This is a genomic window from Streptomyces cellostaticus, assembly GCF_001513965.1.
GTDB lineage: Bacteria > Actinomycetota > Actinomycetes > Streptomycetales > Streptomycetaceae > Streptomyces > Streptomyces cellostaticus.
This window is the reverse complement of record NZ_KQ948040.1, coordinates 1-14,557: the sequence shown is the minus strand read 5'-3', so window position 1 is coordinate 14,557 and position 14,557 is coordinate 1. Positions and strand designations below refer to the sequence as shown.

Here is a 14,557-nt window from a genome sequence, read left to right as displayed (position 1 = left end):
TGCCGATCCCCTGATCGACGGGTCTCTCCCGGTCCCGTCCGCTCCGGCCCAGGGTGGAGACAGCCACCGAAGCCACCCTGAACCCGAGGAGCAGCTCATGTCCACACTCGTCACCGGCGTCACCGGCCAGGTCGGAATCGGCTTCCTGCCACGGCTGCTGGCGCAGGCCCGGCCGGGAGAGCAGGTGCGCGTCCTCCTCAGGGACGCCGCCCGCGCCGACCGCCTCGCCGACCTCGGCGCCGACGTCGTCCTCGGCGACCTGCGCGACACCGAGGCCCTCGGCAAGGCCCTCGCCGGCGTCGACGCCGTCGTCAACATCGCCGCCGCCTTCCGGGGCGTGCCCGACGAGGAGGTGTGGGCCGTCAACCGGGATGCCGCACTGGAACTGGCCCGCGCCGCCCTCGCCTCCGGCGTACGGCGGTTCGTGCAGGTCAGTACGAATCTCGTGTACGGGGCCGGGCGCGGGCGCCCGCACACCGAGGACGACCCCAGTGTCCCGGGCGGGCCGATGTGGACGGCGTACCCGCAGTCCAAGGCGGAGGCCGAGCGCGGGCTGCTGGCGCTCGACGGCCTCGACCTCCGTATCGGCCGCCTCGCCTACGTCTACGGCGAGGGCGACCCGCACCTGGCCGCCGTCACCCGCTGGACCGCCCACTGGCCCGCCACCAAGCGCTTCCACCTGGTGCACGTCGCCGACGTCGCCCAGGGTCTGCTGCGCCTGCTGTACGCCCCCGGCGCCGACGGTCGCGTCTACAACATCGCCGACGACGCCCCCGTCACCGCCCTCGAACTCCACCAACTCCTGGGCGCCGACCTCCCGGCGGAGGGCGTCGACGCCGACCCCTGGCACGGCCTCGTCTCCACCGACCGCATCCGGCGCGAGCTGGGCTATCGCCCGCAGTACCCGACGCTCCGCTCCGCCCGGGACGCCGGAGCCCTCTAGGGCCTGTCCGGCGGATCATGCCGGAATCGCGGGGTCTGGCACGCACTCCCGCACTGCCTCAAGGGCGTGGGGGGACCCCCATCGCGTCGACGCCCTGATACGCCGGACAGGCCCTGGCTCACTCCACCCCCCGGATCCGCCCCACCAGTACCGCCCCCGCCAGCCCGACCACCGCCGCCACCAGGTACAGCACCCGGTAGCCGCCGAGGTACGTCACGATCGGCGCGGCCAGGGCGGGGGCCGTCACCTGCGGCAGGGCGTTGGCCACGTTGATCACGCCCAGGTCCTTGCCCCGGTCCAGCGCCTTCGGCAGGACGTCCGTCATCAGCGCGAAGTCGACCGAGGTGAACACACCGAAGCCGACCCCCAGGACCGCGGCCGCCACGATCGCGCCCGGCCAGGTCTGCCAGCCGGCCAGCGCCGCCGTCGCCACCGCCATCAGCACGCCCGACCACACCACGAAGGGCTTGCGCCGGCCCACCCGGTCCGACCAGACGCCGCCGAAGACGACCGTCGTCATCAGCGTCAGGCCGTTGACCGCCGTCAGGATCAGCACGCCCCGGTCGGGGTCGGCGTAATGCAGGCGGTCCCGCAGGTAGTAGAGGAGGTACAGCAGCACCAGCGAGTTGCTGAGATTGATCAGGAACCGGGTCAGCCACGCCCAGCCCAGGTCGGGATGGCGGCGCGGGCTCAGCCAGAAGCCCGTCAGGAACCCCCGCCATGACCAGGGCGGCCGGTCCGCCGGTGCGAGGCGCAGATCCTCGTACCGCAGCACGTACGGCACCACGCCCACCACCGCGAACACCGCACAGGCCGCATACCCGGCGCCGACCCCGCCCGCCGCCGTCGCCAGGCCCGTACCGCCGACCACCCCCAGGATCTGCGCCGCCCCCAACCAGCCGCCCACCGCGCCCCGTTGCAGCCGCGGCACCCGGTCGGGCACGGCCGCGGTCACCGCCGCGAAGGCCGCGTTCAGCGTGAGCTGCACCAGGCACCAGCCCAGCGTCATGGTCCACAGCCCGCCCGCGCCCGCGAGCAGCAGCAGCGAGAGCGCGCCGCCCGCCGTACCGGCCACGATCCACGGGGTACGGCGGCCCCGGCGGGCGGTCGTACGGTCCGACAGGGCGCCGAAGAAGGGGTTCGCGAGGAGCGAGACCACCGCGCCCGCCCCCGTCACCCACGCCAGCACCGTCTCCTTCGACATCCCGGAGCCGGGCGCGAAGTCCCCCGCCTGGGAGGCGAGCAGGATCTGCAAGGGGCCGAACCAGCCCACCCAGATCGCCCCGTTGGCCAGCGACAGGGCCGCGGTCCAGCCCCGGCCGACCGGCTCGGCGGGCTCGGCGAGCGCGGCCGCGGCCCGGGCGGTGGTCATCTCTGCGCCCGCAGCACGTCCCGGAACCAGTGGTAGGAGGCCTTCGGGGTGCGCTTCAGGGTGGGGTCCGCGAAGTCGACGTGCACGAGGCCGAAGCGGCGCGCGTAGCCCTCCGCCCACTCGAAGTTGTCCAGCAGGGACCACACGAAGTAGCCGCGCACGTCCACACCGGCCTCCAGCGCCGCGTGCAGCGCGCGGACATGGCCGTCCAGGTAGGCGATCCGGTCCTGGTCGTCGATGCCCTCGTAGGAGCAGCCGTTCTCGGTGATGACGATCGGCGGGAGCCGGTCGCCGTAGCGGTCGCGGAAGCCCGTGAGCAGCTCCGTCAGCCCCTCCGGGACGACCGGCCAGCCGAAGTCCGTCACCGGGCGGTCCTCGATCTCCCGTACCGAGAAGGGGAGTTCGGCAGGCAGGGTCAGGCCGCCGAACTCGATCTCGGTGCCCTGCGGGGCGCCCACCCGGGTCGGCGCGTAGTAGTTGATGCCGTACCAGTCGACCGGCTCGCCGATGACCTTCAGGTCCGCCTGGACGTCGCCCGGCATCAGCTCGCCCAGGCCCTCGGGGTAGGCGCCGAGGATGACCGGGTCGGCGAACAGACGGTTGAGGAGGACGTCGTAGAAGGCCGCCGCCTCCAGGTCGGCCGGGTCTTTCGAGGCGGGCCAGGTCGGGCCGTGGGAGTTGGCGATCCCGATGTCGCCCGCCCCGGCCGCGCGCAGGGCCCGCACCGCGAGGCCGTGGGCGAGGAGCTGGTGGTGGGCGACCGGGAGGGCGTCGAAGAGGAGCTGCCTGCCGGGGGCGTGGGCGCCCAAGGCGTGGCCCAGCAGGGTGTGCTCGGCGGGCTCGTTGAGGGTGATCCACTTGGTGACGCGGTCGCCGAGGCGTTCGGCCACCACGGACACGTGGTCGGCGAACCGGGCCGCCGTGTCCCGCTCCAGCCAGTCCAGCGAGGCCGGCAGGTCCCAGTGGAAGAGGGTGGGGACGGGCCGTACACCCGCCGCGCACAGCTCGTCCACCAGCCGGTCGTAGAAGTCCAGGCCGCCGGGGGAGTTCACCCGGGGCCAGGAGACGGAGAAGCGGTACGCGTCCACGCCGAGACCGGCCAGGAGTGCCACGTCCTCCCGGTAGCGGTGGTAGTGGTCGCAGGCCACCGCCGCCGTCGAGCCGTCCTTCACCCGCCCCGGCTCGGCCGTGAACACGTCCCACACGGACGCCTCGCGCTCCTTCGCCGCCCCCTCGATCTGGTGGGCGGAGGTCGAGACGCCCCACAGGAAGCCGGCCGGGAAGCGGGTGATCGGGTTGCCTGCATCAGTCGCCATGGCCGGGATCATCCTTACCCCCGGTAACGGAAGTCAACGCCCCGGCGTGAACCGCTGGTTACGCACCTTCCTTCAGTACCCGGGACACCAACTGCCGCTGCTCCTCGGTCAGCCGGGGATCGGCCGCGTACACCGTCCGGCCGTCCACCGTGATCTCGTAGCGGAAGCCGTCCGGGACCCCGGCCGGGGGTGTGCCCCGGCCGGACGCGAGCACGCGCTCGGCCAGGGCCTGCCACTCGGCGGCGTCGGGCCGGCCCGAGGTGTCCACCTCGGCCCGGCGCTCGATGCCCGCGAAACCGCCCGTGCGCCGTACCTGAATACGCATGGGGACTGTCTAGTACAGAACTACGTCGCCGGCACCCCGACCTGCGCCCACGCCTTCTGCACGGCCTGGATCTCGTCGCCTGCGCCGTACCGCTCCCGGGCCGCCTTGACGGTCAGTGTGGCGAAGTCGGCGAACTGGGCCTCCGGCTTGAGATCGCCGCCGGTCAGCACGTTGTACCAGATCTGGCCCGCCCTCTCCCAGGCGTTGCCGCCCAGCGCGGTGGCCACGAGGTAGAAGGCGTGGTTGGGGATGCCGGAGTTGATGTGCACGCCGCCGTTGTCGCGGCTGGTGCGGACGTAGTGCTCCATCGTCGCGGGCTGCGGGTCCTTGCCCAGGTTCGGGTCGTCGTACGCCGTGCCCGGTGCCTTCATCGAGCGCAGCGCCTCGCCGTGGACGTTCGGCCCGAGCAGGCCGGCGCCGATCAGCCAGTCGGCCTGGTCGGCGGTCTGGCCGAGGGCGTACTGCTTGATCAGCGTCCCGAAGACGTCCGACACGGACTCGTTCAGCGCCCCGGACTGGCCGTAGTACTCCAGGTTCGCCGTGTACTGGGTGACGCCGTGGGTCAGCTCGTGGCCGATCACGTCGACGGGGATGGTGAAGTCGAGGAACAGCTCGCCGTCGCCGTCGCCGAACACCATCTGCTCGCCGTTCCAGAAGGCGTTGTCGTACTTCTCGCCGTAGTGGACGGTCGCGATCAGCGGCAGTCCCGCATCGTCGATCGAGTGCCGGTTGTAGGCCTTGAGGTACAGCTCGAACGTGGCGCCGAGGCCCGCGTGCGCGCGGTTGACGGTCGCGTCCTGCGCGGGCTGGTCGTTCTCGGCGTGCACCTTCTTGCCCGGCAGGGTCTCGGCGCCTTCGGCGTCGTAGATGGTGCGGTCCGGCTTGTCGGACGGGGTGCCGGAGGGTGCGGCGGCGCCGCGGACCGCGGTGATCCTGCGCCGGGTGCGGTGCAGGGCGTCCTGCTCCAGGGTGCGCCGCGCGGGACCGGCGATGGCGTCGTCCTCGTGCTGGGCGAGTCTGTCGAGGACGTGCGGTGGCACGATCGTGCAGAAGACGGGCTCAGAGCCCCCGTTGGTCGTCATGCCCGGCACCCTTGCACTGAGTTATGCCGGTGTCACTACCTGCGACTGTGATTGGTGAAATAGGGTGACAATCTGGTGACTCCACGCTCGCACTGTGTAGCGAACGTGATATGGCGCACCATTTGTCCATTTTGTTCTGCCGGTTCCGCATACTGATACAGGCCCGCGCACCAGGCGCGGCTCGGCTAGGCTGCGGAGCATCATGCGTTTCGGGCTGCTTCTCCTTAGCTGCCGCGGCGAGGGCCTGTAAGAGGCCGACTCCCTCCCCGCGGAGCTTTGGCGTTGCGTCGTCGGCCGTCCTTCCGGACATCCTGAGGAGCCCACGCCATCATGGCCAACCGCCAGCAGCCCAGTTCCATGCCGATCCACAAGTACGGCCGCTACGAGCAGGTCGACATCCCGGACCGCACCTGGCCGGAGCAGCGCATCACCGTCGCCCCCCGCTGGCTCTCCACCGACCTGCGCGACGGCAACCAGGCCCTGATCGACCCGATGTCGCCCGAGCGCAAGCGCCGGATGTTCGACCAGCTGGTCAAGATGGGCTACAAGGAGATCGAGGTCGGCTTCCCCGCCTCCGGCCAGACCGACTTCGACTTCGTGCGCTCGATCATCGAGGAAGAGGGCGCGATCCCCGAGGACGTGACGATCTCCGTCCTGACCCAGGCCCGCGAGGACCTGATCGAGCGGACCGTGGAGTCCCTGAAGGGCGCCCGCCGGGCCACCGTCCACCTGTACAACGCCACCGCCCCGGTCTTCCGCCGGGTCGTCTTCCGCGGCTCCAAGGACGACATCAAGCAGATCGCCGTCGACGGCACCCGCCTGGTGATGGAGTACGCCGAGAAGCTGCTGGGCCCGGAGACGGAGTTCGGCTACCAGTACTCGCCGGAGATCTTCACGGACACCGAGCTGGACTTCGCCCTGGAGGTCTGCGAGGCGGTCATGGACGTCTACCAGCCGGGTCCGGGCCGCGAGATCATCCTCAACCTGCCCGCCACGGTGGAGCGTTCGACCCCGTCGACGCACGCGGACCGCTTCGAGTGGATGAGCCGCAACATCTCCCGCCGCGAGCACGTCTGCATCTCCGTCCACCCGCACAACGACCGCGGTACGGCCGTGGCGGCGGCCGAGCTGGCGCTGATGGCCGGCGCCGACCGCGTCGAGGGCTGCCTGTTCGGGCAGGGCGAACGCACCGGCAACGTCGACCTGGTCACCCTGGGCATGAACCTGTTCTCCCAGGGCGTCGACCCGCAGATCGACTTCTCCGACATCGACGAGATCCGTCGTACGTGGGAGTACTGCAACCAGATGGAGGTCCACCCGCGCCACCCGTACGTGGGCGACCTGGTCTACACGTCCTTCTCCGGCTCCCACCAGGACGCCATCAAGAAGGGCTTCGACGCCATGGAGGCCGACGCCAAGGCCAAGGGCGTCACGGTGGACGACATCGAGTGGGCGGTGCCGTACCTGCCGATCGACCCGAAGGACGTCGGCCGCTCCTACGAGGCCGTCATCCGCGTCAACTCGCAGTCCGGCAAGGGCGGTATCGCATACGTCCTGAAGAACGACCACAAGCTGGACCTGCCGCGCCGGATGCAGATCGAGTTCTCGAAGCTCATCCAGGCCAAGACGGACGCCGAGGGCGGCGAGGTCACCGGCGGCGCCATCTGGTCGGTCTTCCAGGACGAGTACCTGCCGAACCCCGAGAACCCGTGGGGACGCATCCAGGTCAGGACCGGCCAGTCGACCACGGACACGGACGGCGTCGACACCCTGACGGTCGAGGCCACGGTGGACGGCCAGGACACCGTCCTGACCGGCTCCGGCAACGGCCCGATCTCGGCCTTCTTCGACGCCCTGCAGTCCATCGGCATCGACGTACGCCTGCTGGACTACCAGGAGCACACGATGAGCGAGGGAGCCTCCGCGCAGGCCGCCTCCTACATCGAATGCGCGATCGACGGCAAGGTCCTGTGGGGGATCGGCATCGACGCGAACACGACGCGTGCGTCGCTGAAGGCGGTCGTCTCCGCAGTGAACCGCGCGGCCCGCTGAACGCTCTGACCGGCCGTTTCGGGGCCCCAGTCGTCGTATACGGCGGCTGGGGCCCCGTCACTTATCGGCCATCGCACCCCCGAGGTCACGGAAAGGTCTCGTACGGGGTACTGACTCAGCCTCCGTGATGTGGCTAACATCACGCCAGCGCGGCGATGTTGCCGCGTCGTTACGGAGGTGCGACGTGCTGCCAGTACGGGGACGAGACGACCGTGCCACCAGAGCTGTGCGCATTCTGGGCACCCGCACCGCATGGACACCCGTGGGAGACGGCGAGTTCTTCTGCCCCGGCTGCGGAGGCGACCGCAACTACCAGCGGCTCACCGGGCGCCGCCGCTTCACCCTCCTCGGGGTGCCCGTGCTGCCGCGCGGGGCGACCGGACCCGTCGTGGAGTGCGCGTCCTGCCGCCACCACTTCGGCACCGACGTCCTCGACCACCCCACCACCCGCCGCTTCTCCGCGATGCTCCGCGACGCCGTGCACACCGTCGCCCTCGCCGTCCTGGCCGCGGGCGGCACCTCCTCCCGTACGGCCCTGGAGACGGCCGCCGCCACCGTCCGCGCGGCCGGCTTCGAGGACTGCGCCGAGGACCAGCTGGCCGCCCTGGTCGAGGCCCTCGCCGCCGACACCGGCCGGGTCCTCGGCGGCCCGTGCGGCGCGAGCCTCGCCATAGAGCTGCACGAGGCCCTCGACCCGCTCGCCCCTCACCTCGCCCCGCCCGGCCGCGAGGCCCTCCTCCTCCAGGCGGCCCGCATCGCCCTGGCCGACGGCCCCTACACACCCGCCGAACGCGACGCACTGGCCACGATCGGCGCGGCCCTGACCATCTGCACCGACGACGTGAACCGACTACTGGCGGCGGCAAGAACACCGTCCTGATGGGCGCCGGGCTGACTCGCGTTGGCCTGAGGGCGCCCGGTTGGCTCGCGCTTGTTTGGCTGGCGCCGGGCTGACTCGCGTCGTCCTGACAGCGCCCGTTGGCTTGCGTCGGGTTGGCGGCGTTCGGCTGGCTCGCGCCGGGCTGAGGGTGCCCCGTTGGCTCGCGCTTGCTTGGCTGGCGTCCGGTTGTCTGGCGCCCGTCCTGTCTGTGCCTGCCTGGCTCGCGCCCGCCCGGCCCGCGCCCGACTGATCCGCCCCCGCCCGACCCGCCCTTGTGTGGAACCTCCCCGCGTAAATCACGCCCCTGACCCGCGCTCTCGCGATACTCCCCAGGGAGTAGTCCGCCCGGCCGGTCACCCCGCGCAGTACCCCCGAACTCGCCCCCACGTCCGACGAACGCGGCGCTTTCCGGAGGAAGTCTGGGAGCCGTATTCAGACATCCGCTTCGGAGGGAGGGCCCGTTTCCATGGGGGCCGCGAGAACACGTGTGACAGAGGGGCGGCGGGGGCTGCCCTTGCTGGTGCTGGGCCTGTGGGTGGTCCTGCTGGCCGTGGCGGGGCCGTTCGCTGCCAGGCTCGCCGACGTCCAGCACAACCGGGCGACCGACTATCTGCCCGCGTCCGCCGACTCCACGCAGGTGGCCAAGCTTCAGGACCGGCTGCCCGGCGGCGAGAGCACCGAACTGGTCCTCGTCTACCACCGCGCGGGCGGCCTCACCGCCGCCGACCGGACGACGGCCGGACGCCAGGTGGCGACGATCGCCCACCGCCACACCCTGTCCACCGCCCCGCGGGGCATCCCGTCCGCCGACGGCACCACCCTGATGTACCCGGTCAGCAGCAACGAGCCCGGCACGGACGAGAAGAGACGCGACGCCTTCGTCGACGACGTCCGCCAAGTCGCCCACGGTCCAGGAGGGTTGACGGTCGAGGCGGGCGGCCCGGCCGCCCTCGCCACCGACGCCTCCGGTGTGTACGCCTCCCTCGGCGGGCCCCTGCTCTACACCACGGTCGCCGTCGTCGCGATCCTGCTCATCCTCATCTACCGCAGCCCCCTGCTGTGGCTGGTCCCGCTCGTGGTCGCCGGTATCGGAGACTTCCTGGCCCGGGCCGCGGCTTACGGCCTCAACCAGGCCTTCGGCACCACCGTCTCCGGCCAGAGCGCGGGCATCATGACGATCCTCGTCTTCGGCGCCGGCACCGACTACGCCCTGCTCCTCGTCTCCCGCTACCGCGAGGAGCTACGGCGCCACGAGCGGCCGTACGACGCCATGCGGGCCGCGCTGCGCGGCTGCGGGCCCGCCGTCCTCGCCTCCTCCGGCACGGTCGCCGCGGGGCTGCTGTGCCTGCTCGCCGCCGATCTCAACTCCAGCCGGGGCATGGGCCCGCTCGGCACCGTCGGTGTGCTGTGCGCGCTGGCCGCGATGCTGACGCTGCTCCCTGCCGTCCTGGTCCTGCTGGGCCGCCGAGTCTTCTGGCCGCTCGTGCCCGCCCACGGCAGCACGCCCACGGCCCGCCGGTCGCTGTTCGCCGCGATGGGCTCCTCGGCCGGGCGCCGCCCGCTGACCGTCCTCGCCTCCGGAGCCGTCCTGCTCGGCGCGCTCGCACTGGGCGTGCTGAACCTGCCCGGTTCCCTCAAGCAGCTGGACGCCTTCGTCGACCGGCCGGACTCCGTGACGGCCATGGAGACGGTGGCCAGGGCCTACCCGGAGCGGTCCGCGCAGCCCATCGAGATCCTCACCCCGGCCGGCCGCGCCGACACCACGCTGGCGGCGGTCAAGGGCACCCGGGGAGTGGTGAGCGCCGTGGCGGGCCGCACCGGCGACCGCTGGACCGAGATCACGGTGACCGCGTCCGCCCCGCCCCAGTCCGCCGCCGAGACCGCCACCATCAAGGCGCTACGGCACCGACTGCCCGGTTCCTACGTCGGCGGGCCCAGCGCCCAGCAGCTCGACCTGGAGGACACCGACGCCCGCGACCGGCTGGTCGTCGTACCGATCGTCCTGCTCTCCGTGCTGCTGATCCTGATCGTCCTGCTCCGCTCCCTCGTCGCGCCGCTGATCCTGGTGGCCGCCGTGGTCGCCGTGTGGGGCGCGGCGCTCGGCGTCGGCGGGCTGGTGTTCGGACCGCTGTTCGGCTTCCACGGCACCGATCCCGGTCTCGGCCTGCTGTCCTTCGTGTTCCTGGTCGCCCTCGGCGTCGACTACGGCATCTTCCTGATGCACCGCATGCGGGAGGAGTCGTTGAGGGGCGCCGAGCCCGCGGCCGCCGCGCTGACGGCACTGCGCACCACCGGCGGGGTCATCGCCTCCGCCGGGCTCGTCCTCGCCGCCACCTTCGCCGTGCTGACGAACATGGGGCTGGTCCCGCTGGTCGAGCTGGGCTTCGTCATCGCGGTCGGCGTCCTGCTGGACACCTTCCTCGTCCGCACCTACCTGGTGACCAGCGCGAGCGTGGCGCTGGGCAGGAGAGTGTGGTGGCCGGGGCGGCTGTCCAAGGCGCCGTCCGCGGGCCGCGAGCGCGTCCCGGAACCCGTGGCCTGACCTCCGGGTGCCCCCGCTCTCGGCAGGGGCACCCGCCTACCGGAAGATGAGTCCCGTGCAGGCAACCATCACCGCCGTCCGGCCCCGACGGGCCTTCGCGATCCTCGGCCCGCTGCGGCAGGACGCGTACCTCGCCGTCGGCCTCGCCACCCTGGCCTCCGTGATCGCGGTGACCGTCGGCAGCGGACGGCACCCGGACGCGCTCGGCTGGGCCCTGCTTCTCGGCCTCCACGTGCCGCTGGCCTGGCGCCGCCGGGCGCCGCTCGCGGTGCTGGCGCTCACGATCCCGCTGATCGCGTTCTACCACCAGCAGAACTACAACCACTCCGCGCCGACCGCCGCCTCCATGGTCGTCCTCTACACGGTGGCGGTCAGCAGCGGACCCCGGCGCACGGCGGCCATCGGCTGCGCCGTCGTCGGGCTCATGCTGGTCCTGAAGATCGACCACGGCATGGCCGGGCTCGCGGTGTCGTTCCAGATCACCGGCTGGATCGTCTCCATGCTCGTGCTGGGCGGCTACATCCGCGTCCACCGGGAGAACGCGGCCGCCGCCCTCGAACGCGCCGAACGAGCCGAACGCACCCGCGAGGAGGAGGCCGGCCGCCGGGTCGCCGAGGAACGCCTGCGCATCGCCCGCGACCTGCACGACCTGCTCGCCCACAGCATCACCCTCATCGGCGTGCAGACCTCGGTCGCCGCCCACGTCCTGGGCGCCGACCCCGGCCGCCTGGACCGGGCCGCTGTCGCCGAGGCCCTGGACGACATCGCCGAGACCTGCCGTACGGCCCGCGGCGAACTCCGTACGACCCTGGAGGTCCTGCGCGACCCCGGTTCCCCGGACTCCCGCGGCCCGCTGCCCGGCCTGCACGGCCTGGTCGACCTCGCGCGGACGGCCGCGGGCGCCGAGGTGAAGCTCACGGTCACCGCGGAGGAGGTACCGCCCGCCGTGGGGGCCGCCGCCTACCGGATCGTGCAGGAGGCGCTCACGAACGCGGTACGGCACGGCGGCCGCGACGATGTGACCGTGCACGTACGCGTGCACGAGGACGACGGCGCCCTGCGCGTCCACGTCACCGACGACGGCTCGGGCGCGGGCGACGGTCTGCCAGGCTTCGGCCTCGTCGGCATGCGGGAGCGGGCCCGCAGCGTCGGCGGCACGGTGGACGCCGGACCGCGCGAGGACGCGAAGGGCTTCGAGGTGAAGGCCGTACTGCCCCTGGGAGGGCCGAGATGATCCGGGTGCTGCTCGCCGACGACCAGACCCTCGTCCGGGCCGCGTTCGCGATGCTGGTCGAGACCGCGCCGGACATGGAGGTCGTCGGCCAGGCCGCCACCGGCCGCGAGGCCGTCGACCTCGCCCGCGCCGAGCGCGCCGACGTGGTGCTGATGGACATCCGCATGCCCGGCCTCGACGGCATCGAGGCCACCCGGCTGATCGCCGCCGACGAGGACCTGGCCGGGGTGAAGGTGCTCGTCCTCACCACCTACGACACCGACGAGCACATCGTGGATGCGCTGCGCGCCGGCGCCTCGGGCTTCCTGGTCAAGGACACCCGTCCGGCGGACCTGCTCGACGCGATCCGCACCATCGCCGCGGGCGAGGCGCTGCTCTCCCCGGGCCCGACGGCACGCCTGATCGAGCGGTTTCTGCGCAGCCCCTCCGCGCCTGCGACGGGCGGCCCCGAGTGCCTCTCGGACCGCGAGCGGGAGGTGCTGACGCTGGTCACCCGGGGCCTCAACAACACTGAAATCGCAGAGGTGTTGGGGCTGAGCCCGCTCACCGCGAAGACCCACGTCAGCCGGATCATGGGCAAGCTCGGGGCACGCGACCGCGCCCAGCTCGTCATCGTGGGCTACGAGTCGGGGCTGGTGGTTCCGGGGAGCATATGAGGCGTGACCCCGCTGAGCCGCGCCCTTCTCACCGCCACCGCGTTCCTCACCCCGCTCACCGCCCTGCACCCAGCCCACTCCGCGCACTCCGCCCACCCCGCCCACTCCGCGCACGGCTGCGCCTCCTCGGTGCCGTACGTGTCCGGGGAGGGCGGCTACGCCACCTACCGCATCCCCGCGGCCGTCATCACCACCCCCCACCTTCGAGCACACTCGCGCGGTGGGACCTCCACCGGCACCGTCCTGGCCTTCGCCGAGGGCCGGCGCGACGGCGTCGGCGACAGCGGTGACATCGATGTCGTCCTGCGCCGCTCCACCGACGGCGGCTGCACCTGGGGCCCGCAGACGGTCGTGGCCGCCGGGCAGGGCGACACCCGGGGCAACCCGGCACCCGTGGTCGACCCGCGCACCGGCGCGGTGATCCTGGTGACCTCCTACAACAGCGGGGCCGTGACGGAGGACCGGATCATGCGCGGCAAGGTCGCGCCGGAGCAGGGCCGCCGGGTGTTCGTACAGCGCAGCTGGGACGACGGCCGCCACTTCACTTCCCCGCAGGAGATCACGGCCGAGGTGAAGCGGCCCGGCTGGCGCTGGTACGCGACCGGCCCCGGCCATGCGCTGGCCCTGACCCGCGGCCGGCACGCCGGCCGTCTCCTCGTCCCCGCCGACCACTCCGCAGCCCCGCCCGCCGGCTCCTCCGACACCGGCCGGGAGTCCCGGTACTACGGCGCCCACGCCCTCTACAGCGACGACGGCGGCCGCACCTGGCACCTCGGCTTCGTGGACGACACCTACGACGGCGTGACCAACGCCAACGAGACCGGCGCCGCCCAGCTCCCGGACGGCCGCCTGTACATCGCCTCCCGGGACCAGAACGGCACCAGCCCCGGCAACCGGCTCGACACCTACAGCAGCGACGGCGGCCACACCCTCGACCGCCCCTTCGCCGCCCAGCCCACGCTCAACGACGTCCCGGTGACCGAGGGCAGTGTCCTCCAACTCCAGGGCCATACCGCACCGTTGCTGTTCTCCGGCCCGTCCGTGCCGACCGCCCGCCGGGCGATGGCCCTGTGGTCCAGCACGGATGGCGGAGCGACCTTCACCAAGGCCCTGACACTGTCCGCGCGCCGGGCCGCCTACTCCGACCTCGTGCAGTTGGACCGCGACACCGTCGGGATCCTGTACGAGACCGGGCTGACGGGGGCGTACGAGACGATCGAGTTCCGGAGACTGCGGCTGCCCTAGCCATGCTCTGCGGGAATTGTCCCGGATATGACGGCAGTTGACTGTCCTTTGCTCATTGTTGATCCGATGGGCGTTGTGTGCATTGCCCCCGCATGTGAGCATTGAAGGTCGTTCGCTGAATGAAACCGGCCGAACGTATCAAGACACTTCCGGTGAGGGGGAAGGCGCCGTGGGGAGCGCTGAGCCGACGGGGTCGGCGGGGATGACGGATTCAGCCGAGGTGCATCCACCCAGGTCGGCATTGTCGGACATTGCGGAGCAGACGGAGCTGCACGCGGCCGGCGAACCGCTGCCTCCCGCTGAGGCCTCCCCTGCGGCCCCGCCCCACCCAAATTCCATCACATTCGCTGCCGCAAACCAGACTGCATCGGCGACTGCAATGACGGCCGAGTCTGGGCTCTCCGCAGAACAGGCCGTTCGACTCAGGGTTCACCGGAGCCAGTTCCGCACGCGCCTGGGCGAGTTCCGGCGTCGTCGCGTCCTCGTCCCGTACGGGGAGAACGGCGCGGCCCTGACGGTGGAGACGCACGGGGCACGGTGGCTGCTCGCGTTCACCGACGAGGCCGCGCTGGCTCGGTATGCGAGGGCGCGGGCAGAGGCAGGCCGGACCTGGCGGTACCGGGCGGTGTGGGGCGCCGCGGTGCTGGACGCGGGTGTGTCGGCGGTGGCCGAGGCCGGTCTGCCGTGCGGGGTGTTGGTGGACGCCGGTGACGGCGAGCGGGGAATGGTGCTGCCACCGGTCGTCGGAATCGTGCCGGAGGCGGTCGCGGTGAACGGGCCGGAAATCGGAACCGGAACCCGCGTGGTTGGCGTGCTGGACATGGACTCGGGTGCCGAGGCCGGATGACTGACGGGGGAGGGGCGGCAGTAACGTCACCGAGTGGCGGCGGTGGGCAGCCGGATCTGCAGG

The 14,557-nt window shown here is 72.1% G+C and carries 12 protein-coding genes; 8 read left to right on the top strand and 4 right to left on the bottom strand.

Annotated elements, in window-relative coordinates; all coding sequences use genetic code 11:
• Positions 1–97 precede the first annotated feature (97 nt).
• A complete protein-coding gene (locus AQI88_RS33895; RefSeq protein WP_067006740.1) occupies positions 98–943 on the top strand; it encodes an NAD-dependent epimerase/dehydratase family protein in 846 nt (281 codons plus the stop codon).
• Between the two features lie 118 nt (positions 944–1,061).
• Here the strand turns inward: AQI88_RS33895 and AQI88_RS33890 are convergent, their stop codons facing one another.
• Genes AQI88_RS33890 through AQI88_RS33875 form a run of 4 tightly spaced genes read right to left on the bottom strand, consistent with a single transcriptional unit; the run spans position 1,062 to position 5,038 of the window.
• Entirely contained in the window at positions 1,062–2,315 is a 1,254-nt protein-coding gene (locus tag AQI88_RS33890; protein WP_067006737.1) for an MFS transporter, read from the bottom strand.
• Positions 2,312–3,631 carry a GH1 family beta-glucosidase gene (locus tag AQI88_RS33885; RefSeq protein ID WP_067006734.1) on the bottom strand — a complete coding sequence of 440 codons (1,320 nt, stop codon included), beginning with the start codon at positions 3,629–3,631 and terminating at the stop codon, positions 2,312–2,314. Before AQI88_RS33885 ends, AQI88_RS33890 begins: the two co-directional genes overlap by 4 nt.
• A gap of 58 nt (positions 3,632–3,689) precedes the next feature.
• Complete coding sequence (locus AQI88_RS33880) at positions 3,690–3,956, bottom strand: protealysin inhibitor emfourin (RefSeq protein WP_067006731.1); 267 nt, start codon at positions 3,954–3,956, stop codon at positions 3,690–3,692.
• Positions 3,957–3,976: 20 nt separating this feature from the next.
• Positions 3,977–5,038 (bottom strand): M4 family metallopeptidase, encoded by a 1,062-nt coding sequence (locus AQI88_RS33875; RefSeq protein ID WP_067006728.1) that lies wholly within the window; start codon positions 5,036–5,038, stop codon positions 3,977–3,979.
• 330 nt (positions 5,039–5,368) lie between these two features.
• On the opposite strand from AQI88_RS33875, the gene leuA reads away from it, so the two are divergent.
• The 7 genes from leuA to AQI88_RS33840 all read left to right on the top strand — a co-directional run bounded on the left by leuA (position 5,369) and on the right by AQI88_RS33840 (position 14,494).
• Entirely contained in the window at positions 5,369–7,090 is a 1,722-nt protein-coding gene (gene leuA, locus AQI88_RS33870; protein ID WP_067006725.1) for a 2-isopropylmalate synthase, read from the top strand.
• A gap of 184 nt (positions 7,091–7,274) precedes the next feature.
• Positions 7,275–7,970, top strand: coding sequence for a TerB family tellurite resistance protein (locus AQI88_RS33865; RefSeq protein ID WP_067006723.1), 696 nt, complete (start codon positions 7,275–7,277; stop codon positions 7,968–7,970).
• Positions 7,971–8,436: 466 nt separating this feature from the next.
• Complete coding sequence (locus AQI88_RS33860; RefSeq protein ID WP_107118743.1) at positions 8,437–10,512, top strand: MMPL family transporter; 2,076 nt, start codon at positions 8,437–8,439, stop codon at positions 10,510–10,512.
• Positions 10,513–10,558: 46 nt separating this feature from the next.
• Positions 10,559–11,746 (top strand): sensor histidine kinase, encoded by a 1,188-nt coding sequence (locus AQI88_RS33855; RefSeq protein WP_079057982.1) that lies wholly within the window; start codon positions 10,559–10,561, stop codon positions 11,744–11,746.
• Entirely contained in the window at positions 11,743–12,402 is a 660-nt protein-coding gene (locus tag AQI88_RS33850) for a response regulator transcription factor (RefSeq protein WP_067006720.1), read from the top strand. The genes AQI88_RS33855 and AQI88_RS33850 overlap by 4 nt, the downstream gene beginning before the upstream one ends.
• A gap of 3 nt (positions 12,403–12,405) precedes the next feature.
• Positions 12,406–13,647, top strand: a complete 1,242-nt coding sequence (locus AQI88_RS33845; protein WP_067006717.1) for a sialidase family protein — start codon at positions 12,406–12,408, stop codon at positions 13,645–13,647.
• A 379-nt stretch (positions 13,648–14,026) separates the two neighbouring features.
• On the top strand, positions 14,027–14,494 hold the full coding sequence (locus AQI88_RS33840; RefSeq protein WP_067006714.1) for a hypothetical protein: 468 nt from the start codon (positions 14,027–14,029) through the stop codon (positions 14,492–14,494).
• Positions 14,495–14,557 lie beyond the last annotated feature (63 nt).